The sequence below is a fragment of the Desertivibrio insolitus genome (assembly GCF_017355965.1).
In the GTDB taxonomy this organism is placed as follows: domain Bacteria; phylum Actinomycetota; class Actinomycetes; order Actinomycetales; family Microbacteriaceae; genus JAFIQW01.
The window spans coordinates 351,649-372,405 of sequence record NZ_JAFIQW010000002.1 but is presented as its reverse complement, the minus strand read 5'-3'; the positions used below and the strand labels follow the sequence as shown (position 1 = coordinate 372,405).

General features: G+C 71.1%; 21 protein-coding genes and 1 pseudogene. 8 read left to right on the top strand and 14 right to left on the bottom strand.

What is annotated here, in order from left to right; all coding sequences use genetic code 11:
• Positions 1 to 20: 20 nt before the first annotated feature.
• The 4 genes and pseudogenes from JUB10_RS05705 to JUB10_RS05695 all read left to right on the top strand — a co-directional run bounded on the left by JUB10_RS05705 (position 21) and on the right by JUB10_RS05695 (position 2,799).
• The gene (locus tag JUB10_RS05705; protein ID WP_307859109.1) at positions 21 to 893 is read left to right on the top strand and encodes an ABC transporter permease; all 873 of its coding nucleotides are present in this window, start codon (positions 21 to 23) and stop codon (positions 891 to 893) included.
• Positions 877 to 1,620 (top strand): annotated as a pseudogene (locus tag JUB10_RS14570) (ABC transporter ATP-binding protein); the annotation flags it as partial. The gene JUB10_RS05705 and the pseudogene JUB10_RS14570, both read left to right, overlap by 17 nt.
• Positions 1,606 to 2,067: an S-layer homology domain-containing protein gene (locus JUB10_RS14565; RefSeq protein WP_242682243.1), complete on the top strand. Its 462-nt coding sequence runs from the start codon at positions 1,606 to 1,608 to the stop codon at positions 2,065 to 2,067. The pseudogene JUB10_RS14570 and the gene JUB10_RS14565, both read left to right, overlap by 15 nt.
• Positions 2,068 to 2,139: 72 nt before the next feature.
• Entirely contained in the window at positions 2,140 to 2,799 is a 660-nt protein-coding gene (locus JUB10_RS05695) for a hypothetical protein (protein WP_207454696.1), read from the top strand.
• On the opposite strand, the gene JUB10_RS05690 is transcribed toward JUB10_RS05695, so the two are convergent.
• Genes JUB10_RS05690 through JUB10_RS05680 form a run of 3 tightly spaced genes read right to left on the bottom strand, consistent with a single transcriptional unit; the run spans position 2,796 to position 5,760 of the window.
• A complete protein-coding gene (locus tag JUB10_RS05690) occupies positions 2,796 to 4,136 on the bottom strand; it encodes an LCP family glycopolymer transferase (RefSeq protein WP_307859108.1) in 1,341 nt (446 codons plus the stop codon). The genes JUB10_RS05695 and JUB10_RS05690 overlap by 4 nt on opposite strands.
• Positions 4,133 to 4,600: a 5-(carboxyamino)imidazole ribonucleotide mutase gene (gene purE, locus JUB10_RS05685; RefSeq protein ID WP_207454931.1), complete on the bottom strand. Its 468-nt coding sequence runs from the start codon at positions 4,598 to 4,600 to the stop codon at positions 4,133 to 4,135. Before purE ends, JUB10_RS05690 begins: the two co-directional genes overlap by 4 nt.
• A gap of 44 nt (positions 4,601 to 4,644) precedes the next feature.
• Positions 4,645 to 5,760, bottom strand: coding sequence for a 5-(carboxyamino)imidazole ribonucleotide synthase (locus JUB10_RS05680; protein WP_207454695.1), 1,116 nt, complete (start codon positions 5,758 to 5,760; stop codon positions 4,645 to 4,647).
• Between the two features lie 153 nt (positions 5,761 to 5,913).
• Here JUB10_RS05680 and JUB10_RS05675 point away from each other — a divergent pair, with 153 nt between their 5' ends.
• Complete coding sequence (locus JUB10_RS05675) at positions 5,914 to 6,618, top strand: SGNH/GDSL hydrolase family protein (protein WP_207454694.1); 705 nt, start codon at positions 5,914 to 5,916, stop codon at positions 6,616 to 6,618.
• Here JUB10_RS05675 and JUB10_RS05670 read toward each other — a convergent pair.
• The 7 genes from JUB10_RS05670 to JUB10_RS05640 form a co-directional block, all read right to left on the bottom strand.
• Positions 6,615 to 7,955: a UDP-glucose dehydrogenase family protein gene (locus JUB10_RS05670; protein ID WP_207454693.1), complete on the bottom strand. Its 1,341-nt coding sequence runs from the start codon at positions 7,953 to 7,955 to the stop codon at positions 6,615 to 6,617. The genes JUB10_RS05675 and JUB10_RS05670 overlap by 4 nt on opposite strands.
• Before the next feature lie 89 nt (positions 7,956 to 8,044).
• On the bottom strand, positions 8,045 to 8,584 hold the full coding sequence (locus JUB10_RS05665) for a PH domain-containing protein (protein WP_242682168.1): 540 nt from the start codon (positions 8,582 to 8,584) through the stop codon (positions 8,045 to 8,047).
• Positions 8,585 to 8,587: 3 nt separating this feature from the next.
• Positions 8,588 to 9,394: a biotin--[acetyl-CoA-carboxylase] ligase gene (locus JUB10_RS05660; RefSeq protein ID WP_207454692.1), complete on the bottom strand. Its 807-nt coding sequence runs from the start codon at positions 9,392 to 9,394 to the stop codon at positions 8,588 to 8,590.
• Positions 9,395 to 9,528: 134 nt separating this feature from the next.
• Positions 9,529 to 10,836 carry a DUF6716 putative glycosyltransferase gene (locus tag JUB10_RS05655; RefSeq protein ID WP_207454691.1) on the bottom strand — a complete coding sequence of 436 codons (1,308 nt, stop codon included), beginning with the start codon at positions 10,834 to 10,836 and terminating at the stop codon, positions 9,529 to 9,531.
• Complete coding sequence (locus JUB10_RS05650) at positions 10,833 to 11,705, bottom strand: N-acetylneuraminate synthase family protein (protein WP_207454690.1); 873 nt, start codon at positions 11,703 to 11,705, stop codon at positions 10,833 to 10,835. The genes JUB10_RS05655 and JUB10_RS05650 overlap by 4 nt, the downstream gene beginning before the upstream one ends.
• Complete coding sequence (locus JUB10_RS05645; protein ID WP_207454689.1) at positions 11,702 to 12,445, bottom strand: acylneuraminate cytidylyltransferase family protein; 744 nt, start codon at positions 12,443 to 12,445, stop codon at positions 11,702 to 11,704. Before JUB10_RS05645 ends, JUB10_RS05650 begins: the two co-directional genes overlap by 4 nt.
• On the bottom strand, positions 12,442 to 13,335 hold the full coding sequence (locus JUB10_RS05640) for a hypothetical protein (RefSeq protein ID WP_207454688.1): 894 nt from the start codon (positions 13,333 to 13,335) through the stop codon (positions 12,442 to 12,444). The genes JUB10_RS05645 and JUB10_RS05640 overlap by 4 nt, the downstream gene beginning before the upstream one ends.
• A gap of 221 nt (positions 13,336 to 13,556) precedes the next feature.
• Between JUB10_RS05640 and JUB10_RS05635 the strand changes: the two genes are divergently transcribed.
• A complete protein-coding gene (locus tag JUB10_RS05635) occupies positions 13,557 to 15,128 on the top strand; it encodes an acyl-CoA carboxylase subunit beta (RefSeq protein ID WP_207454929.1) in 1,572 nt (523 codons plus the stop codon).
• Positions 15,125 to 15,352 (top strand): acyl-CoA carboxylase subunit epsilon, encoded by a 228-nt coding sequence (locus JUB10_RS05630; protein WP_307859107.1) that lies wholly within the window; start codon positions 15,125 to 15,127, stop codon positions 15,350 to 15,352. The genes JUB10_RS05635 and JUB10_RS05630 overlap by 4 nt, the downstream gene beginning before the upstream one ends.
• 571 nt (positions 15,353 to 15,923) lie before the next feature.
• Here JUB10_RS05630 and JUB10_RS05625 read toward each other — a convergent pair.
• The 4 genes from JUB10_RS05625 to JUB10_RS05610 are packed head-to-tail and all read right to left on the bottom strand — an operon-like array spanning position 15,924 to position 20,040.
• Complete coding sequence (locus JUB10_RS05625; protein ID WP_307859106.1) at positions 15,924 to 16,976, bottom strand: hypothetical protein; 1,053 nt, start codon at positions 16,974 to 16,976, stop codon at positions 15,924 to 15,926.
• A complete protein-coding gene (locus tag JUB10_RS05620; RefSeq protein ID WP_207454687.1) occupies positions 16,973 to 18,169 on the bottom strand; it encodes a sensor histidine kinase in 1,197 nt (398 codons plus the stop codon). The genes JUB10_RS05625 and JUB10_RS05620 overlap by 4 nt, the downstream gene beginning before the upstream one ends.
• Entirely contained in the window at positions 18,153 to 18,809 is a 657-nt protein-coding gene (locus tag JUB10_RS05615) for a response regulator transcription factor (RefSeq protein ID WP_207454686.1), read from the bottom strand. Before JUB10_RS05615 ends, JUB10_RS05620 begins: the two co-directional genes overlap by 17 nt.
• A gap of 10 nt (positions 18,810 to 18,819) precedes the next feature.
• Positions 18,820 to 20,040, bottom strand: coding sequence for a class I SAM-dependent RNA methyltransferase (locus tag JUB10_RS05610; RefSeq protein WP_207454685.1), 1,221 nt, complete (start codon positions 20,038 to 20,040; stop codon positions 18,820 to 18,822).
• A gap of 21 nt (positions 20,041 to 20,061) precedes the next feature.
• On the opposite strand from JUB10_RS05610, the gene JUB10_RS05605 reads away from it, so the two are divergent.
• Positions 20,062 to 20,706 (top strand): Maf family protein, encoded by a 645-nt coding sequence (locus tag JUB10_RS05605; RefSeq protein ID WP_207454684.1) that lies wholly within the window; start codon positions 20,062 to 20,064, stop codon positions 20,704 to 20,706.
• Positions 20,707 to 20,757 lie beyond the last annotated feature (51 nt).

Sequence of the window (20,757 nt, the reverse complement as noted above, 5' to 3'; positions counted from 1 at the left end):
CTTCTACCGAACGGACGAGAGTGACCCAACTCATCACCCCTTCCCAGCCGCGTGGGTTCAGCACCCCGGGCAAGGGCGCGGGACTCGTCGACGTCTTCCGTCGGCGCTATCTCCTGGCTCTGCTCGTGCGCAAGGAGACGCGGGTGCGCTACCGCGGCTCCGTGCTCGGCTGGCTCTGGTCGTACGTGAAGCCAACCGCGCAGTTCCTCGTCTTCTTCCTCGCGCTCGGAGTCTTCCTGCGGCTGAACGAGAACTACGAGTTCTACCCGATCTACCTGTTCTCGGGTCTCATCGTCATCAACTTCTTCACCGAGGCGTTTTCGAACGGCACCAAGTCCCTCGTCGACAACGGGGCCCTGATCAAGAAGATCTACCTGCCGCGCGAACTCTTCCCCGTGGCATCCGTCGTGGTCGCGTTCGTCAACTTCCTGCCGCAGGCGCTCATCACCCTCATCGTCTGTCTCTTCGTCGGGTGGACACCGAACATCCTGCAGGTGCTCGGCATCCTGCTGGCTCTGCTCATCGTCATCACGCTGTCGCTCGGCCTGGGCATGCTCTTCGGGTCGGCCAACGTGTCCTTCCGCGACTCGCAGAACTTCGTCGAACTGATCACGCTCGTCGCGACCTGGGCCTCGCCCGTGCTCTACACATGGACGATGGTGCAGGGGCGGATCCCCGACTGGGCGCTCGAGCTCTACCTGCTGAATCCGCTGACCGCCGCGGTCGAGCTCTTCCACGCGGGATTCTGGTACCCCACCACTGACGGCGGTCAGCCCCTCCCCCCGAACCTCTGGATGAACGGGCTCATCGCGCTCGCGATCTCCCTCGCGGTGCTCGCGCTCGGCCAGTTCGTTTTCCGCAAGCTGGAGCGCCGCTTTGCCCAAGACCTCTGAGCTCACCGATACCACTCGCATCGTCGTGTCCGGTGTCGACAAGCGCTTCCACCTCCGTCACACGCACTCGCTCAAAGAGACCTTCATCGCGCTGATCAAGCGCAAGAAGGTGTCCGAGACCTTCGACGCTCTGCACGGTGTCGACTTTCAAATCCGCGAGGGCGAGTCGGTCGCTCTGCTGGGGTTCAACGGCTCCGGCAAATCGACGCTGCTGAAGCTCATCTCGGGCGTACTGGTGCCGGATGCCGGGCAGGTGCTCACCCGGGGGCGCGTCGCAGGTCTCATCGAGGTGGGCGCGGGCTTCCACCCGGACCTCAGCGGCCGGGAGAACGTGTATCTCAACGCGGCGATCCTCGGCATGTCCAAGGACGAGGTGGACGAGAAGTTCGACGAGATCGTCGCGTTCAGCGAGATCGAGCAGTTCATCGACACCGAGGTCAAGCACTACTCCTCCGGCATGTTCGTCCGTCTGGCCTTCGCCGTCGCGATCCACACCAAGCTCGACATCATGCTCGTTGACGAGGTGCTGTCGGTGGGCGACGAGCCCTTCCAGCGCAAGTGCCTCGCAAAGATCCGCGAACTGCAGGAGCAGGGCAAGACGATGGTGGTGGTCAGTCACGACCTCGATACGGTGGCGGAGCTCTGTCAGCGCGGGATCCTGCTCAGAAAGGGTCAGATCGTCTTCGACGGCGACTCGAAGGAAGCCGTTCGGATGCTGCGTGAGAACCGTCCGACGGCGTTCTCTGATGTGCGCGAGTCCGACCCGGACCATGATTCGATCCGTTGGGCTTCGGAAGTCGGCATCTCCCGTGGCTACCCGGATGGCAGTTACCGTCCGGACGAAGTCGTCTCGCGTCAAGCCGCTGCAGCGTTCCTGTATCGCGCCTTCTCCACGGCAGGATCATCGGCACCGGAAGCGGACCCGGCGGGCGACGTTCCCGCAAGCCATCCCTTCAGTCGCGAGATCGGGTGGTACCTCACCAGCCGCGGGCTCCGCGGTTGCGAACGCTTCGAGCCTGACGGGCCCTTCCTCGAGAGCGATCTCCGGGACGCCCTCGTCGCGCTCGGACATCCCGCTCCTGAATCCGCTTTCTCGTATGCCGAAGTGCCGGTCACGCGTCGGCAGATCGCCCGGGTGCTGCATCTTCTGAAAACACCGACGACGCTCGCGTGAGCCGCGGCATCCGTTATATACCCGATACATCCAAGGCGCCCTCAGAGGCTTTTCCCGCGCTACGTTTCGGCCATGGCTTCGCGTCGCTTCAACGGCCTCCTGCTGACCACCGTGGTTCTGTCGCTTTCCGCGTGCGCCTCCGCTCCGGCTTCCAACCCCTCCCCTCATGTCAGCTCCTCGCCGTCAGCGGAGACGGACGCCGTGCCGACCGTTCGGAAGGCGGCGGGGGCGACAGGAGGCCGCTCATCCAAGCCTTCCCCCGCGCCAGCCCTGCCTGAGCCCACGCCGATCGACGTGACGCCGGCCGGCCTTCCGGACTGTGACCACCTTCTCCCCTCCGCCGTTTACGAGCACTGGTCGGCGGACGGCCTCGAGCCGCTTTACGAGCAGGTCACGCGGCTCTCCGCCGAGTGGGTTCCGCATGCCGTCCTGCTCACGAGCGAGGACAGTCGCCTGTGCCTGTGGGGAGAGCAGTTCACGGACTACTCCTTCTGGTACGGGATCGGCACCGTATCCGCCGCGGAGAGCGACTCCGTCATCACCGCGCTACTAGAAGCCGGCTACGACGAGACAGAGGATTCGCGCGGCCACCGCGTCGAGTACTTCGGGGAGGGACCGTACGGAGGGATGACGAGTCCCCACCTCATCACTCCGGAGGGATATCTCCTCCTCGCGAGCTCGAGCGATCTGCTCGACGACCTTTACGAAGCGACGCGCGACCACCGCAGCTAGCCCGTCGCCGTCGCCTCCGCCACCAGCTCCCGGATCCTCTCGAAGTCCGGGTGCACGACGTCCGGCACGTTGTCGGGCGGCGTCAGCTCGAGGGTGGTGAACTCCTTGCCCTTCGCCTTGAGCGCGAGGTCGACGAACGTCCCGAGCATGCCCTGAGGGATGTCGGTGCTGACGACCTGGGCGCCGGCGTGGGCGATGCCCTCGAACTTCGTGATGACGTTCCACGGGTCGAACTGCTGCAGGATCGCGGCCTGCACCTGACGCTGACGCTCCATGCGGTCGTAATCGTTCGTGCCGTAGCGGGCGCGGGCGTACCAGAGGGCGGTGATGCCGTCCATGTGCTGCATGCCGGGCTCCACCCAACGCTCGACGCCCTCGAGCTCGCCGTCCTCGTTCAAGTGCCCGCCGAACGGGTAGCGGCCCTTCGACTCGATGTCGATGCCGCCGAGCGCGTCGATCAGCTCGACGAAGCCCTGCATGTCGACGATCGTGTAGTACTGCACCGTCAGGCCGGTCACGCCCTCGACGGCGTCACGCATTGCCTCGATGCCCGGCGACGAGTCGGCGGAGAGCGCCTCCGGGTACATGTCCGGGTGCTCCTCGCCGTACGTGTACAGCGCGTTGATGAGGCACTCGTCGCCGCAGTTGTAGCCGTTGGGGTAGGCGTCCCAGAGCGGGGAGCCCTCGGAGAACGGCACGCGGTAGAGGTTCCGCGGGATGCCGATCGTGGTCACGGCCCCGGTCGAAGCGTCGATGCTCACGACGGAGATGCTGTCGGGGCGCAGGCCGATGCGGTCGGCACCGGCGTCGCCGCCGAGCAGCATGATGTTGTAGCGACCGTCGACCGGGGAGGCCATGTTCCCGCCGGCGAAGACGTCGCCGATCAGCCCGCGCTGCACCGAGGTGAGATAGGCGCCGTAGGCCGCACCGCCCGACAGCACGAGCAGCGGCACGAGCGCGAACGCGACGAGCGGCAGCCGCCGCTGCGGGTTCGCCTTCACCAGCCGCACGAGCACGAGCGTGTTGAGCGTCAGCACGACCCACAGCACGGCGTACGCGAGCAGAGCCCACTGCAGCACCGTGAGCGCGACGACGTTCGTGGCGACCGTGAAGATCGCGACCGGCCACACGAACCAGAGCAGGACGCCGAGCAGAGCGAGCCCCCACAGCACGAGCGTCGCGACGATGCCGACCCGGCCGAGGCGGCGGTTGCCCGCGACGACCTGCGCCGACCCGGGCAGCAGCAGATTGAGCGCGAGAAGCCACCACGCCCGCTTCGTCATCAGCGGACGCGACGTCGTGTCCGGGTTGCGGACGGGAGTCGGGATCGTGCTCACAGGCGCGACTTGAGCTCCGCGTTCTTGGTCTCGACGAGGTCCTCGAGGCCGCGGGCGAACTCCGCGAGGCGCGCCGCGATCGCGTCATCCGTCGAGCCGAGGATGCGGGCGGCGAGCAGTCCCGCGTTGCGGGCCCCGCCGATGGAGACCGTGGCGACCGGCACGCCCGAGGGCATCTGCACGATCGACAGCAGCGAGTCGAGCCCGTCGAGCTTGGCGAGCGGCACCGGCACCCCGATGACGGGCAGCGTCGTGAGCGACGCGACCATGCCGGGCAGGTGAGCCGCTCCCCCGGCGCCGGCGATGATGACGCGGATGCCACGGCCCGCGGCATCCGAGGCGAAGTCGACCATCTTGCGGGGCGTGCGGTGCGCCGACACGACCTCGACCTCGTGCTCGATGCCGAACTCGGTGAGGGCGTCTGCGGCCGCGCTCATGACGCTCCAGTCGGAGTCGGAGCCCATGATGATCGAGACGACGGGGTTCGGCACGACGAGAATGGTACGGGTCAGAACGTGAAGAAGGCGGCGGCGGCGCGCGCCCGGAAGGCGACGTCGTCGAGCTCGCTGCCGACCGCGGTCACGTGGCCGACCTTACGGCCGGGCCGCGGGTCCTTGCCGTAGTGGTGGATCTTCGCGCCGGGCTGGTCGGCGAAGGCGCCCGCGAGACGGTCGGACATCGGCCCGTGCGACGGCCCGCCGAGGATGTTCACCATGACGCTGACGTCGGCGAGCGGAGTGGTCTCGCCGAGGGGCAGGTCGAGGGCGGCCCGCAGGTGCTGCTCGAACTGGCTCGTAACGGCTCCGTCGATCGACCAGTGCCCGCTGTTGTGCGGGCGCATCGCGAGCTCGTTGACGAGCACCCGGGCATCCGTCGTCTCGAAGAGCTCCACCGCGAGCACGCCGGTGACGTCGAGCCCCTCGGCGATCGTCGTCGCGATGCGGGCGGCGAGGTCCTCGACACGGCCGGTCGAGCCGGGCGCCGGGGCGATGACCTCGACGCAGACGCCGTTCTGCTGCACCGTCTCGACGACGGGCCAGGCCCGCAGCTCGCCGCTCGGGCGACGCGCGACGAGTTGGGCGAGCTCCCGCTGGAAGTCGACGAGCTCCTCCGCGAGCAGCGGTCCGCGTTCGAGCCAGTCCGCGGCCTCGGCGGCATCCGACACGACGCGCACGCCCTTGCCGTCGTACCCGCCGCGCGGCGTCTTGACGACGGCACGACCGCCGTGATCGGCGAGGAAGGCGGCGAGCTCGTCGTGCGAGGTGACCTTCGCCCAGTCGGGCATCGGCACGCCGAGCTCGGCGAGGCGCGCACGCATGTCGAGCTTGTCCTGCGCGAAGCGCAGGGCGTGCGGGCCGGGCGAGACGCGGATGCCGCGCGCGACGAGCTCCTCGAGGATCGGGGTCGGCACGTGCTCGTGATCGAAGGTCACGACGTCGACCTGCTCGGCGAAGCGCAGCACGGTGTCGAGATCGGTGTAGTCACCCACCTGGGTCGCGGCGAGCGCCGCGCTCGAACCCTCGGTCTCGGCCAGGACCTTCAGCTCTATGCCGAGGGCGACCGCCGGGGGGATCATCATGCGGGCGAGCTGTCCGCCGCCGATCACGCCGATTCGGAACGTCACCCCATGAGGGTATCCGCTGCAGCCGGGCCTCCTGACGCCAGGACTGCGGAGAGCGTGCGGGTTTGCGGCGACGGCCGTCCGCGCGACGCCGGTAGCGTCGAAGCGCCGGCCAGCACCCGGCGAACGGAAGCTCACCCGAAGGGCACCCGACTCTTGGTCAAACTCCTCGCAGCGCTCAGCGCTGCCTTCCTGTCGATCGCGCTCGCGGGCTGCGTCGTCCTGCAGACCCAGCTGATGCAGGTGTCGGATGTCACGCCCGTCGAACCCGGCGAACCGGTGACGGTCGCCTTCCTCGGCGACAGCATCACCTCCGGCTTCGGCGAGATCGACTACTCGCAGATCTGGCCGGCCTCGGCGAGCGCGGAGCACGGCTGGCGGATGGAGCAGTTCAGCGTGCCGGGCACCGGCTACCTCGCGCACACCCCCCAGGACGACTTCTCGTCCCGGGTCGCGGCGGTGGCCGAGGTCGAGCCCGACGTCATCGTCGTCGCGGGCGGCACCAACGACTACCCCTTCCCCGCGGAGGACGTGCGCGTCGCGGCATCCGACCTGCTCGACGAGCTGCAGGATGCTGCGCCCGACGCCGACATCGTCATGCTGAGCGCGTTCCTGCCGCCGGCGTTCGTCACCGGATTCACGCCCGACGGTCGCTCGTCGGCGCAGCTGGTCGACGAGCAGACGGTCGAGCTGCGCGACCTCGCGGAGGATCGGGGCATCCCGTTCATCGACACCCGCACCGTGTTCACGCTCGAGGACACCTCGGCGCTGATCCTGCCCGACGGCGTGCACCCGACGACCGCGGGGCAGCAGCTGCTGGCGGAGTACCTCGGACCGAGGATCGTCGCCGCGATCGACTAGGCCTCGACGAGCGCAGGCGCCGCGACCCGCGCCGGCCCCGCCGCCGGCCGCCCGAGCGCCCGGTACCGCCACCCCGCCGCGACCCACTCGTCGCGGTCGAGGCAGTTGCGCCCGTCGACGACGAGCTTCGACGAGGCGAGCATGCCGACCGCGGCGGGGTCGAGCTCGCGGTACTCGCGCCACTCGGTGAGGACGAGCACGGCCTCGGCATCCGTCACCGCAGCGCCGACGCAGGTGGCGTAGCGGAGCTGCGGATGCCGACGCAGCGACGTCTGCACGGCCTGCGGGTCGGTCGCGGTGACCTCCGCCCCGAGTCCCGCGAGGCGGACGGCCACGTCGAGCGCGGGCGAGTCGCGCACGTCGTCGGAGTCCGGCTTGAAGGCGAGGCCGAGCACGGCGATCCGCCGCCCGGCGACGGAGCCGCCGAACTCCTCGAGCACGACGTCGACGAGCCGGTCGCGCCGCCGGTTGTTGATCGCGTCGACCTCGCCGAGGAAGCCGAGCGCCTGGTCGACGCCGAGCTCGTCGGCCCGCGCCATGAACGCCCGGATGTCCTTCGGCAGGCAGCCCCCGCCGAAGCCGAGGCCCGCGCCGAGGAAGCGGCGGCCGATGCGCTCGTCGTGGCCGAGCGCGTCGGCGAGCTGCGTGACATCCGCCCCGGTCGCCTCGGCGACCTCGGCCATCGCGTTGATGAACGAGATCTTGGTGGCGAGGAACGCGTTGGCGGCGACCTTGACGAGCTCGGCGGTGGCGAGGTCGGTCACGATCTTCGGCACGTCGGCGGCGAGCGCGCCCGCGTAGACCTCGTCGAGCAGCGTCTCGTCGGCCGGCCGAACGAGCCCGTAGACGATCCGGTCGGGGATGAGCGTGTCGGCGATGGCGTGGCCCTCGCGCAGGAACTCGGGGTTCCAGGCGAGCGATGCGCCCGTCGTGGCGATGCGCGGCAGCAGGTCGGCCGCGGTTCCCACCGGCACCGTTGACTTGCCGACGACAAGATCGCCCGGGGCGAGGTGCGGAAGCAGCGCGTCGACGGCGGCGTTCAGGAAGGTCAGGTCGGCCCCGTTGCCGTCGGAGCGCTGCGGTGTGCCGACGGCGACGAAGTGCACGCTCGCGCCCGCGGCATCCGCGATGTCGGTCGAGAAGCGCAGGCGGCCGGATGCCCCGGCGCGGGCGAGCAGCGCGGGCAGACCGGGCTCGTAGAACGGCGGATGCCCGGCGGCGAGCACCTCGACGCGGGCGGCGTCGACGTCGATGCCGATCACGTCGTGACCGAGGTCGGCCATCGCGGCCGCGTGCACGGCGCCGAGGTACCCGCAGCCGATGACCGAGATCTTCACGCGGGCAGCGTAGGAAGCGGGGGACGCGGTTCCGGTGGCGACGACACGACACGGTGTCGTCGGGCAGGTGAACAGTGGGGGCGGGCGGCCTAGGGCAGCTCGTCCGTCTCGAATCGCACCGTCTCGCCGGCCGCCGAGCTCTGCTGGCGCCGGAAAGCGACGGGGTTCATGTTCGACTCCATCAGGTCGTGCAGGGCGTCCTGGACGAGATCGGCCTTCGGCACGTCCTCGAGCACGACGGGATGCTCGAGCCCGGTGTTGATGAGCAGGTCGCCGCTGCCGAACATCGACTGCAGCGCGGACTTGCGCACGGTGAGGTCGTAGCCGCGGCTGTGCAGGAGTTCCTGGCGCACGCGCACGAGCAGTCCGCGGCGCAGGATGAGGCGCCGCGTCGTGATCGTGTAGCTGAGGCTCAGCCAGCGCAGCAGCGGGATGACGAACAGCGCGATCGCGAGCACGGCCGCGGCTATCAGCAGGGCGACGTTCTGCCACTCCTCGGGCAGCCGCCCGCCGAAGTACGCGAGCACGAAGGCGATCGCGGCGAGCGCGACCGTCGGCCAGACGAGGGCCCGGCCGTGGCGGCGGAGACGGGCGATGACGCGCTCGCCGTCACCCTCCTGCCCCGCCATGCGTCATTCATACCGCAGGTGCGTCACGTCCCCGGCCGACACCTCGAGTCGCGAGCCATCCGTGGTCATGAGCACGAGGCGGCCCTGCCGGTCGACGTCCACCGCCCGGCCGTGGGTGCGCGTGCCGTCGGGGAGGTCGACGTAGACGTCGCGTCCGACGGTGCCGCAGCATCCGACCACCGCGTCGCGCAGCTCGCCGGAGTCGGCCGAGAGCTCGAGCACGCTGAGCAGCTCCCGGAGTTCGCCGAGGTAGGCGCCGAGCACCCGGTCGAGCAGGTTGTCGGCGTGCGCCCCCTCGAGGGCGAGCGACGTCGAGGTGGGCGTCGGCAGCTGGTCGCGGGTGAGCGTGAGGTTCACCCCGGCGCCGATGACGACGCTGCCGTCGGATGCCAGTTCGGAGAGGATCCCGCTGACCTTGCGCTCCACGCCGTCCTCGCCCTCGACGAGCACGTCGTTCGGCCACTTGAGGTGCACGTTCCGCGCGGGCAGCAGGGGCTCGACCGCGCGCAGCATCGCAACACCCGCGGCGAGCGGCAGCCAGCCGAGGCTCTCGGCGGGGAACGGCTCCCCCGACTCGGCGCCGGGCCGGACGAGCACCGAGACGGCGAGCGAGGCGCCGGCGGGCGCGACCCACTGACGGCCGAGCCGTCCGCGGCCGGCGGTCTGGTTGGTCGTCGCGAGCACGGAGAAGTGGGGCTCGTCGGCGGCGCGGGAGACGAGTTCGGTGTTGGTCGAGCCGGCTTCGTCGAGCAGGACGAGTCGCGGGGCGACGGCCCGCGCGCGGCGCAGGTCGTGGGTTGCCGTGAGCATCGATGGAGCTCCTTCCGCAGCGCCGCACCGGAGTCCGGGCGATCACGAACCAGGGGTGATCTCGAACCCTACGAGCCACGCGATCCGGCCGCGTGTACGGCGGGTGAACGACGGTGGGCCGTTCGGTGCCGGGGTCAGACCGCGAGCTCGTCGGGGCGCTCCCGCCGCAACCGGCGCGAGATCCTCTGACGGAGCTTCGCGGCACGATACAGGGGGTAGCCGACGGCGAGCGCGACGATCCCCAGGGGGGTTGACCCGTGGCGTCCGAGGGCTCGCTGCCGTTCCCACGCGAGGCGAAGCGCTCCCCCGAGCGCGGGCACCGCGCGCGGCCGCAGGGGCAGCCCCTCGCGACGGCGCTGCTCGACGAGCGCCTCGAGGTGCTCGTGCCAGTCGTTGTCCTCCGAGGGGTGCAGGTAGTTCAGCCGCGCCCACTCCGGGTCGACGGGGCGGAAGTCCCCGGCGAGCAGCCGCCGCCGGTCGCCCATCAGTCCGCTGTGCTCGAACACGGGGTTGATCAGTCGCTTCGTGACGCCGAAGTCGCCGATCGCGTGCACGGGCACGCCCGCGGCCAGCGCCTCGAGGATCGCGGTCGAGCTCACGGTCACCAGCGCGACGGCCCGCTGCAGGTGCTCCGCCATCGGTCCGCCCTCGACGACGAGGTTGGCGGGCGACTCGCCCCGCTCGACGAGCAGTTCGGTGTACGGATGGGGCTCGTCGTGGGTCTGTCGCTCGCCGCCGACCGCCCGCACCTTGAGCACGACGCGGTGCCGCGGATGCCGCTGCGCGTACTCCGCCAGCATGTCGAGCACCGCGCGGCGGTCCTCGAGCGCCTTCGGCACGATCGACTGCACGGCGAAGACGACCTCGTTCCGCACCTCCGAGCTCCCGGATGCCGCGGTGCGGAGGAACGGCAAGGTCAACAGCCCCGCGCGGAACTCCACGCCGCGCTCCTCCGCCATCTGCGAGAACGACTCGACCTCGCGGTGCGAGTGCAGCAGCACGAGGTCGGCCTGCGCCCGGTAGTCGATCGCCTGACGGGTCGCGGGCCAGCTGATGCCCGGGAATCCGCTCACGAGCACGGGACGCCGTTCGAGCCGGCTGAGCGCGTGCAGCACCACCCGGGCCACGGGCCCGCGCGTGGCGACGAGCACGAGGTCGGGCGTGTGCTCCGTGACCACGGCGACGAGGTCTGGCAGGCGCAGCATCCGCACGCGGCGGCCCGCCCGGCTCGTGCCGGCGAGCGCGGTGGCGAGCTGCGCCTCGCTCGGCGCGTTCTCCGAGAGCAGCACGACGAGGTCCGCGGTCCAGCCACCCGGCAGCCCGTCGAGCACTGCGGCGCCCCACTTGACGTAGGAGTCAGTGTCCGCCACGACCATCGCGGTCGTCCGTCGCACGGTCGCCGCGGGTCCGTCCGCCGGCGACGGCGCGACGGTGCCGGTCATGCCCCGACGCGGCGCAGCTTCGCCAGCGGCGCGAGCTCGCCGGGGAAGACGCGCTTGACCCCGTCGCCCATGGCCTCCTCGATCGTGCGGATGTCGCGCACGAGCTCGGTCAGCTGACGCGGCTCGAGCGAGGCGCCGTGGTCGGAGCCCCACATCGTGCGGTCGAGGGTGATGTGCCGCTCGACCGCCACCGCGCCGAGCGCGACGGCGGCGAGGGAGATCTCGAGTCCGGTCTCGTGCCCCGAGTAACCGATCGGCACGCCGGGGTAACGCTCGGCGAGCGTGGGGATCATCCGCAGGTTCGCCTCGGCGGGCGGCAGCGGGTAGGTCGACGTGGCGTGCAGCAGGATGAGGCGCTCGGTGCCGAGCACGTCGATCGCGCGGTCGATCTGCTCGAGCGTCGACATGCCCGTCGAGAGGATGATCGGCTTGCCGGTCTCGGCGAGGCGGAGGAGCAGCCCGAGGTCGGTGAGCGACGCGGAGGCGACCTTGTGCGCGACGACGTTGAGGTCCTCGAGGAAGTCGACGCTCGGCTCGTCCCACGGCGAGGCGAACCAGTCGAGGCCGCGGAGCGTCGCGTGGTCGCCGATCTCGATGTACTCGTCGCGGTCGAACTCGACGCGGTAGCGGTAGTCGAGGTAGGTCATCGTGCCCCACGGGGTCTCGCGGAGCACGCCCTTCATGTGCTCGGGCGTCGAGATCGCGGGCGTGCGCTTCTGGAACTTCACGGCCTGGGCGCCGGCGTCGGCCGCGACGTCGATCAGCTGCTTGGCGACGTCGACGCTGCCGTTGTGGTTGAGCCCGATCTCGGCGATGACGTAGGCGGGGTGCCCCGCGCCGACGGTGCGGGCTCCGATGCTGACGTTCATGCTGTGGTCCTCTCGGTGGGAAGGGGCCGGGCGGCCGCGTCGGGCCGCTCGGGGGTGGGACGTTCGGGGGCTCGGGCGTCGAGCACGCGGGCGACGGCCTGGGCGAGCTCGAGCTGCTCGAGGGTGTCGACCTCGAGGGCGCGGCGCTCGTCGGTGAGCGCGACGCCGACGCGGCCGAAGAAGCGGTGGCCCGCGGCGCGGAAGCCCGCGGTGCGGAGCACGTAGAAGGCGCCGGTCTCCTGGAACGACGGCTCGCGGTCCTGCCGGCGGGGGCGGGTGCGCCGGTCGTGGTTGACGCCCTCGGCGCCGCCCTCGCCGACCCGCCACAGGAAGGCGTAGGTCTCGAACGCGGCGAACACGACGTCGTTCTCCCCCGTCAGCACGCGCCCGACGGCGGCGTCGAGGTCGGCGGGGTCGATGAACGGCGAGGTGGCCTGCAGGAACACGGTGACCTCGGGCTCCTCGCCGAGGGTGTCGAGCGCGTGCAGCAGCGCCGACTCGCTCGAGGCGGTGTCGCCCGAGAGCTCGGCCGGCCGCGCGACGACCTCGGCTCCGGCCGCGCGGGCGAGCATCGCGATGTCGGTGTCGTCGGTGGAGACGACGACGCGGTCGATCGACGCGGCGGACCGGGCGGATGTCACGGCGCGGACGATCAGCGGCACGCCGCCCACCGGCCGCAGGTTCTTGCCCGGCACGCCCTTGGAGCCGCCCCGCGCGGGGATGATCGCGACGACGCTCATCGCGCCACCTCCTCGACGATGAATCGACGCCGGGCGTCGGCGAGCACGAGCTCGAGCGTGGTGAGCGCGCTCGAGGGCAGGCTCACGATCTCGACGGGCCCCGGATGACCCGAGAGCGCGAGTTCGACCGGCAGGTCGGAGCGGTCGAGGTCCATCCCGGTCTCCTGCGCGAGCGCGGCGGCACGCTCCTGGTCCTCACGCCGGTGCGGCACGAACAGGGTTCCCGGACGGGCGTGCCGCCGCACCCACTTCTCGTACTCGCCCTCGCCGATGCGGCCGTCGACGGCGGCGGCGCTGCCGAGGAGCACCCGCGGATGACTGGGAGCGGCGCCGGCCGCGGTCGAGCGGAGCCATTCGAACGCATTGCCCTCGGCGCGCACGCGGTCGCCCGCGGCATCCGCCACCGGGAACGCGCTGAAGAACGCGAGGTCGCCACGGCGGGCGAGGCGCAGCAGCACGCGTCGCGCGGCGCTGCCGAGCACGGCGTGCAGCGTGCTCTCGGTGTGGCCGGGGCGGGAGTACGGGGTGCTCGAGGCGAGCACCTGGGCGAGGTGCAGCGACATCCGTCCGTCGTCGAGCAGCGTGACCCGGTCCGGAAAGCCGGTGGTCAGCGCGGCGCGCACCACGCCCGAGAACGCGTCGCCGAGCACCCAGTGCTCGCTGTCGAGCAGGAGCCCCGCGGGCACGAGCCGGGTCGGCGGGTCGATCGTGACGCCGGCGGGCAGCCCGCGGCGGAGCAGTTCACCGCGGGTCGCGGTCATCTGGCGGTGCGTCGCCCGGGGCACGATCCGGAGGGGAGATCCGCTCGCGGCGGCCCACTCGACGGCGGAGAGCAGCTGGAGCGGCGACTCGACCCAGGCGACCGGGATTGACCTGCGCGCGTCGTTCACCGTGCTCCCCTCGTTCTGCTCCTGCCACGATCGTCGCGGCCGAGTGGACGGCACGGTAGGCAGGGAAGAAGAGGGTCCTGTGAACCGCGGGTGAACAACCGGTGCGGAGTCTCGGCGGATTCCTGTAGGGATTCCACAACCGGGGGCGACAGGAGGGCGCCGGTAGGGTGAAGGCCGTGACCGAATCCGACAAGGCCGGCTCCGCGGCACCCGCTCACGACATGCTGACCACGGCGGGCAAGATCGCCGACTTCAAGGACCGCTATCACGAGGCCGTGACGGCGAGCGGCGAGGCCGCGATCGCGAAGCAGCATGCCAAGGGCAAGAAGACCGCCCGTGAGCGCATCGAACAGCTGCTCGACCACGGCTCGTTCGTCGAGATCGACGAGTTCGTGCGGCACCGCACGCACGCCTTCGGCATGGACGCGAAGCGACCCTACGGCGACGCGGTCGTCACGGGCACCGGCACGATTCACGGCCGCCAGGTCGCGGTCTACGCGCAGGACTTCACGATCTTCGGCGGCTCGCTCGGCGAGGTCGCGGGCGAGAAGATCATCAAGGTCATGGAGCTCGCGCTCAAGACGGGCGTGCCGATCATCGGCATGCTCGACTCGGGCGGCGCGCGCATCCAGGAGGGCGTCGTCGCGCTCGGCAAGTACGGCGAGATCTTCCGCCTGAACACCGCCGCCTCGGGCGTCATCCCCCAGATCTCGATCATCATGGGCCCGGCCGCGGGTGGCGCCGTCTACTCCCCCGCGCTCACCGACTTCGTGATCATGGTCGACAAGTCGAGCCACATGTTCGTCACGGGCCCGGATGTCATCAAGACCGTGACCGGTGAGGACGTCGGCTTCGAGGAGCTCGGCGGCGCACTGACGCACAACCGCACGAGCGGTGTCTCGCACTACCTCGCGAGCGACGAGGACGACGCCCTCGACTACGCGCGCACCCTGCTCGGCTTCCTGCCCGACAACAACCTCGCCGACGTGCCCGAGTACGCCAGCGAGGTGGAGCTCGAGGTGACGGATGCCGACCGCAAGCTCAACACGCTGATCCCCGACTCCCCCAACCAGCCGTACGACGTGCACACGGTGATCGAGCACATCGTCGACGGCGGCGAGTTCCTCGAGGTGCAGCCCCTGTTCGCGCCCAACATCGTCGTCGGCTTCGGTCGCGTCGAGGGCCGCTCGGTCGGCATCATCGCGAACCAGCCCTCGCAGATGGCCGGCACGCTCAACATCGAGGCCGGCGAGAAGGCCGCGCGCTTCGTTCGCTTCTGCGACGCGTTCTCGATCCCGATCCTCACGCTCGTCGACGTGCCCGGCTACCTGCCCGGCACCGATCAGGAGTGGACCGGCGTCATCCGCCGTGGCGCGAAGCTGCTCTACGCGTACGCCGAGGCGACAGTGCCGCTCGTCACCGTCATCACGCGCAAGGCGTACGGCGGCGCGTACATCGTCATGGGCTCGAAGCAGCTCGGCGCCGACATCAACCTCGCATGGCCGACCGCCGAGATCGCCGTCATGGGCGGCCAGGGCGCGGTGAACATCCTGTACCGCTCCGAGCTGCGCCGCGCGGAGGAGGCCGGCGAGGACGTCGCCGCCGTGCGCACGAAGCTCGCGAACGAGTACACCTACAACGTGGCGAGCCCGTTCCTCGCCGCCGAGCGCGGCGAGCTCGACAACGTGATCGAGCCGGCCGCGACGCGCGTCGCCGTCATCAGGGCGCTCCGCGCTCTGAAGACCAAGCGCGCGAGCCTGCCGCCGAAGAAGCACGGGAACATCCCGCTGTGAGCGAGCAGCCCCTCGACGCCGCCTCGATCGAGGTCGTCGCCGGCTCCCCCACCGAGGAGGAGATGGCGGCGGTCACGGCCGTGGTGCAGGCGCTCGCGGAGGAGCACGACGCTCTGCAGCGCCGCGAATCCGGGCCCGCGCGCAACGGATGGGAGCGCTCACGGAGGGCCCTGCGGGGCACCCCCAGTTCGAGTGACACGGTTTGGCGCGGATTCGGCGGATAGCAGAAGTTCCGCGCGGCGTGTTTTGCGGAATCCGTCGTACTCCTGCTCCTGCTGCACTGATTCCGTCGCGTCAGCGCGGTTTTGCGGCGCAAGAGGCCTGTCCCTCGCGACTTTTCCTCGTGTCCTCATTTGTACCCCAGTTGCTGGGGCGACCCTTCGCCTGGCCCCCGTGATCGCAGGGAAGCGGCGGAATCGGCGGAAAAATTGTCCCCCGATCTCTTCCCAAAGACGCGAGGGCTGGTTTATCGTTGAGTCACTGCAAGAAAGACAGTGCTAGGTGTCTCTCTCGGAGTAACACCACCAGACGTCGCCGACTAGGGTAAGCGGGCGCGTCTCGGGGGCGGGTCAAGGAGGTATTCGGGTTACCTCCTCGACCCGGGGTTCTGAGGGCCGGAGCATCGCTCCGGCCCTCTTTCCGTTAACGGCGCTCCGCGCGCGCCGGCCCCGGCGCCGTCGGGCCGGCTGCGTCGGATGCGCACCTGTTGTCGGCGTGCGCAGTTCTAGGTGCGCATCTCGCCAGGAGGCGCGCATTGCGCGTCAGGACGAGACGGTCGCGGCGGCGCGCCTGCCGCTACTTGCTGCCGACGGAGGCCGCGGTCTGCGGGTCGCGCGGGATCTGGATGAAGGCCTGCACCGAGTCATCCGAGTCGTCGTCGCCGAGGAGCGAGGCGGACTCGTCCTTCTGCTCGAGCGCGACCACCGTGACGGCGTGGGGCGAGCGCTCGCCCGCGGTGCGGATCACGATCTTGCCCGGGCTGAGCGGCCGGAGCGACTCCGCAAGCGCATCGCGCACGCGCTCGAGCTGCGGGGTCGGCAGCTCGTCGAGGCCGCCCTCGTCGAGGAGGGTCACGGTGGAGCCGGCACGGCGCTGGTCCATGACGACGTCGCGGACGGCGTCGTTGAGCAGCATCCGGCCGCGGATCTCGTCGCGCATGGCCTGCTCGAGGTAGCGGCACTCGTCGCGCTCGCGGCTCGTGAGGCGGCCCGCGCTGTCGACGATGCGGTAGAGCATCGGCAGGGTGCGGCCGCTGGTCTGCTGGAGGCGGTCACGGCGCTCGACGAGGCGCGCGTCCTGCGCGGCCTTCCACTGCGCGGCGCCGCGCTCGGCGGTGGCGTAGGTGATGCGCTCCCGGCGGGCGTTCTCGAGGGCGCGGGAGATCGCGGTGGCCGCGGCGGTCCAGGCGAGGGCGCCGGTGATGCCGATGGGCACGAGGGCGGCGGGTCCCGCCCACACGACGATGTGGAAGATGAGGAACGCCATGCCCATCCACGCGTACGGCACCCGCGAGCGGGCGGCCGTGACGGCGAGGAGCATGCCGATCGCGCCGACGTACCAGGTGGAGTACGCGCCGTTCGTGGCATCCGCGGGGTCGAGCTGGCTCGTGACGAGGAGGGGCACGGCGATCGCGACGGCGAGGTTGAACAGGGCGACGACGAGTTCGAGCCGCAGCCGCTTCGTGCCGGAGAGGCTCGCCGCCATCGCGGCCACGTAGAGCGCGAGCGCGACGACGACGAAGCGCGTATCGGCTACGCGGTTGAGGCTCGTCAGTGCGAGCACGACGTGGTACGCCGCGAACAGCGCGGCGAGCAGCATCAGGATCGTCGTGCGGAAGACGGTCTTCACGGCAGCCACCTCAGCTTCACGACGGTGCCGCGCTCGGGGCTCGAGTCGAGCTCGGCGCGCCCGCCGGCGGCGGCGACGCGCTCGATGATCGACACCCGCACGCCGAGCCGCTCGGGCGGGATGCCCCTCAGGTCGAAGCCGCGCCCGCGGTCGCCCACCTCGACGAGGGCGCCTCCGTCGGTGCCGGTGACCGTGAGCCAGCGGGGCACGTGCCGTCCGGCGTGCTGCTGGCTGTTGACGAGCGCCTGCACGGCGGCGGAGTACATCGCCTCGGCGGTGGTCAGCGGCAGCTCGACGCCCTCGATGTCGGTCGCGGTCACCGACACCGGCTCGGTGAGGGTCGCGGCGACGTCACGGAGGCGCTCGGCGAGTTCGGCGAGCGGCACGGCGCTCGCCTCGTCGGGGTCGCTCGTCTCGGCGGCGGTGAGCTCGCTGATCGCCGAGCGCGCCATCGACACCGCGAGCGCGCGGTCCTCCTCGGTGTGGGCACGGCTGGCCGCGAGCAGGGTCGCGAGCACCTCGTCGTGCACGAGCGCGTCGACGCGGCTGCGCTCCACCTCGCGGGCGTGCTGGCGAACGGCGCCCTCGTACCGCTCGAGCGCGCGGGCCTGAGCGGTGTCGACGGATGCCGCCGACTCCCGCAGCACGAGCACGAGCACGAGCACCACGACGTCGACGACGAGCAGGTACACGGCATCGAGCAGCGCGCCCTGCACCACGTCGATCCCGCCCCCGGTCGCGATGCGGGCGACCGCGAAGACCGGCGGCAGCAGCACGACGTAGACGGCGGCCGCGACGGGCGGGGCCGCGAGCACCGCGAGCACCGCGCCCACGGTGATCCAGAGCCACGGCGCCGGACGCTCGCCGGCGAGCGCGGCGTGGTCGACGAGCGCGAGGGGCCAGGTCACGAGCGACACGAGGAAGAGACCGGCGGTCACGAGGGCCGTCAGCCGCACCGCCTTCTGCAGCAGCACGGCGACGACGAACGCGCTGACGCCGATGCCGATCGAGATGCTGAAGCCGTAGCTCCACAGCGGATGCAGCGACGGCGCCTGCGCGAGGTAGCCGGGGAACGCCTGCACGCCCAGCACGACCGCGAGCACCGCGGAGATGCGGGAGAAGACGCGCTCGAGGCGCGGAACACTGGAGGCGACCGCCGGGGCGACCACCGGTGCCTCAGACGCGGTCGTCATTGCTGCGCGGCAGGATGCCGTCCTCCACCGCGCGTCTCAGCAGTTCCACCTTCGTCGGGGCGGGGCGGCCCACCTCGATGTACTTGGCGCGCACGCGGTCGAGGTACTCGCGAGCGGTCGAGACGCCGATGCCGAGCTGCTCGGCGACGGCCTTGAGCGGCAGGCCCGAGGCGTAGAGGTGAAGCACCTCCTGCTCGCGGCGGCCGAGCGAGGCGCGGGTGAACTCGGGGTCGGCGTCGATCGCGCTGGCCCACTCGAGGTTGTTGAGCACGTTGCCCTGCGCCACCGTCGCGACGGCTGCCATGACCTGACTCGTCGCGGAGGCCTTGGGGATGACGCCCGCGGCGCCGGCGGCGAGCGCCTCGCGCACCAGCGCGACCCGGTCGGCGATCGAGTGCACCAGCACGGCCGAGCCCGTGGCCTGCACGCGCTTGACGTTGTCCGTGACCTGCGACCCGTCGCCGAGCGACAGGTCGAGCACGGTCACGTCGATCTCGCGGTCGCCGCGCTCGCGCTCGAACTCGTCGAGGTTCGAGGCGGCGAGCACGAAGTCGTACCCGGCGTCGATGGCGGCCATCTTCAGACCGAGTCGGACCGTCTCGTGGTCGTCGATCACGGCTACGGAGGGCGCACGGGACATGCCCCGCATGTTACTTGCTGAGGGAAGCCACGGCCTCGACATGATGCGTGTTGGGAAAAAGATCGAACCCACGGATGCCGTCGAGCTTCCAGCCGCGCTCGCGCAGCAGCCCGACGTCGCGGGAGAGCGCGACGGGGTCGCACGCCACGTAGACGAGCTGTGCGGGCGCGAGCTCGTCGAGGCTGGCGACGACGTCCTTGCCCGCCCCCGACCGCGGCGGGTCGAGCACGACGGTCCCGCGACGCAGCCGGTCGCGCTCGCCGGCGCTCGAGGTGCGCAGCAGGTCGCGCAGGTAGCGGTCGACGCGGGCGGTCACGGCCTGCGCGCCCACCCACTCGGCGAGGTTCTCGGCCGCGTGGTCGGTCGCCCGCTCCTCGCTCTCCACCGTGGTGATGCGGGTGGTCGGGCCGAAGCGGTCGCCGACGGCCGCGGCCAGCAGGCCGACGCCCCCGTAGAGGTCGAGGTTCGCGGCGCGCGGGTCGAACGTCGCGTCGTCGATCGCCTCCTGCACGGCCTTCGACAGCACGGATGCCGCGTGGCGGTGCACCTGCCAGAAGCCGCCGTCGTCGAGGCGGAACTCCCGCTCCCCCACGCGCTCGACGATCGTCGAGGGAGACTGCTTGCCGATGATGAGGCGCGCGCCGCCCTCGCTCGGCTCGAGCACGCCGATCTGGTCGGTGCCGGGGAAGCGCTCGGTGAGCGGCGCGGTCCGCTCGACCGCCTCCGTCGCGAGCGGCAGGTCGGACACCGCGATGACGCGGTGCGAGCGGGCGGCGTAGGGGCCGACGCGGCCGTCGTCGTCGACGTGCAGCGTGACCCGGGTGCGCCAGTGCAGCCCGCGGTGCTCGTCGTCGCCGGGCAGCGGCTGCACCGTGACATCCGTCTCGACGCCGCCGAACCGCTTGAGGGAGTCCTCGAGTACGTGGCGCTTGAGGTCGCGCTGGTGCGTGAGATCGATGTGACCGAACTCGGCGCCGCCCGCGCGGTCCGCGGGAGCGCGGTCAACCGACGCCGCCGACCACACGTGCTCCTGCCGGTGCGGGCTCGCGTCGAGCACCTCCAGGGTGTCGGCGCGCGCGAACGACTTCTTCACCTCGCCGATGCGTGCCCGCACTCTCTCCCCGGGGATCGCGTCCGCGACGAAGACCACGCGGCCCTCGTGCCGGCCGACCATGACACCCCCGTGGGCTACGTTTGACACCTCGAGCTCGAGCTCATCTCCCACGTCCACCCGACGAGCATAGGAGCGCGGATGCGGCTGTACCTGGCCTCGACGTCTCCCGCCCGCCTCGCGACGCTGACCGCGGCGGGGGTGCGACCGTTCGCGCTCCTCTCCCCCGGCGTCGACGAGCCCGCCCACGTGGCTTCGCTCGGGCACTCGCTCGGCCGCCCGCTCACGCCCGAGGAGGTCGTACTCGAACTCGGCCGGGCCAAGGCGGAGGCCGTCGTCGGGATGCCGGTGGACGGCGAGCCCATCGACGGCTTCATCCTCGGCGGCGACAGCGCGTTCGAACTCGACGGCGCCGTGTACGGCAAGCCGCACGAGCCATCCGTCGCCCTCGAGCGTTGGCGCGCGATGCGCGGCCGCACCGGGCGCCTGCACTCAGGCCACTGGCTGATCGACCACCGCGGCGGCAGCGTCAACGGCGCGGCCGGCGGCGTCGACTCCGCGGATGTCTCGTTCGGCGCCGATCTTGACGACGCCGAGCTCGAGGCGTATGTCGCGACCGGTGAGCCGCTGCAGGTCGCCGGGGCGTTCACGATCGACGCCCGCGGCGCCGCGTTCATCACGAGCGTCACGGGAGCGCCCTCGGCGGTCGTCGGACTGTCGGTGCCGCTCGTGCGCCGGGTGCTCCGCGAGTCGTTCGGCGTCGCCTGGCACGAGCTCTGGGACTGACCTCGTTGTAGGGAACCCCAGCCCTTTCGCCTCGCTTTTTGGCCGTGGTGC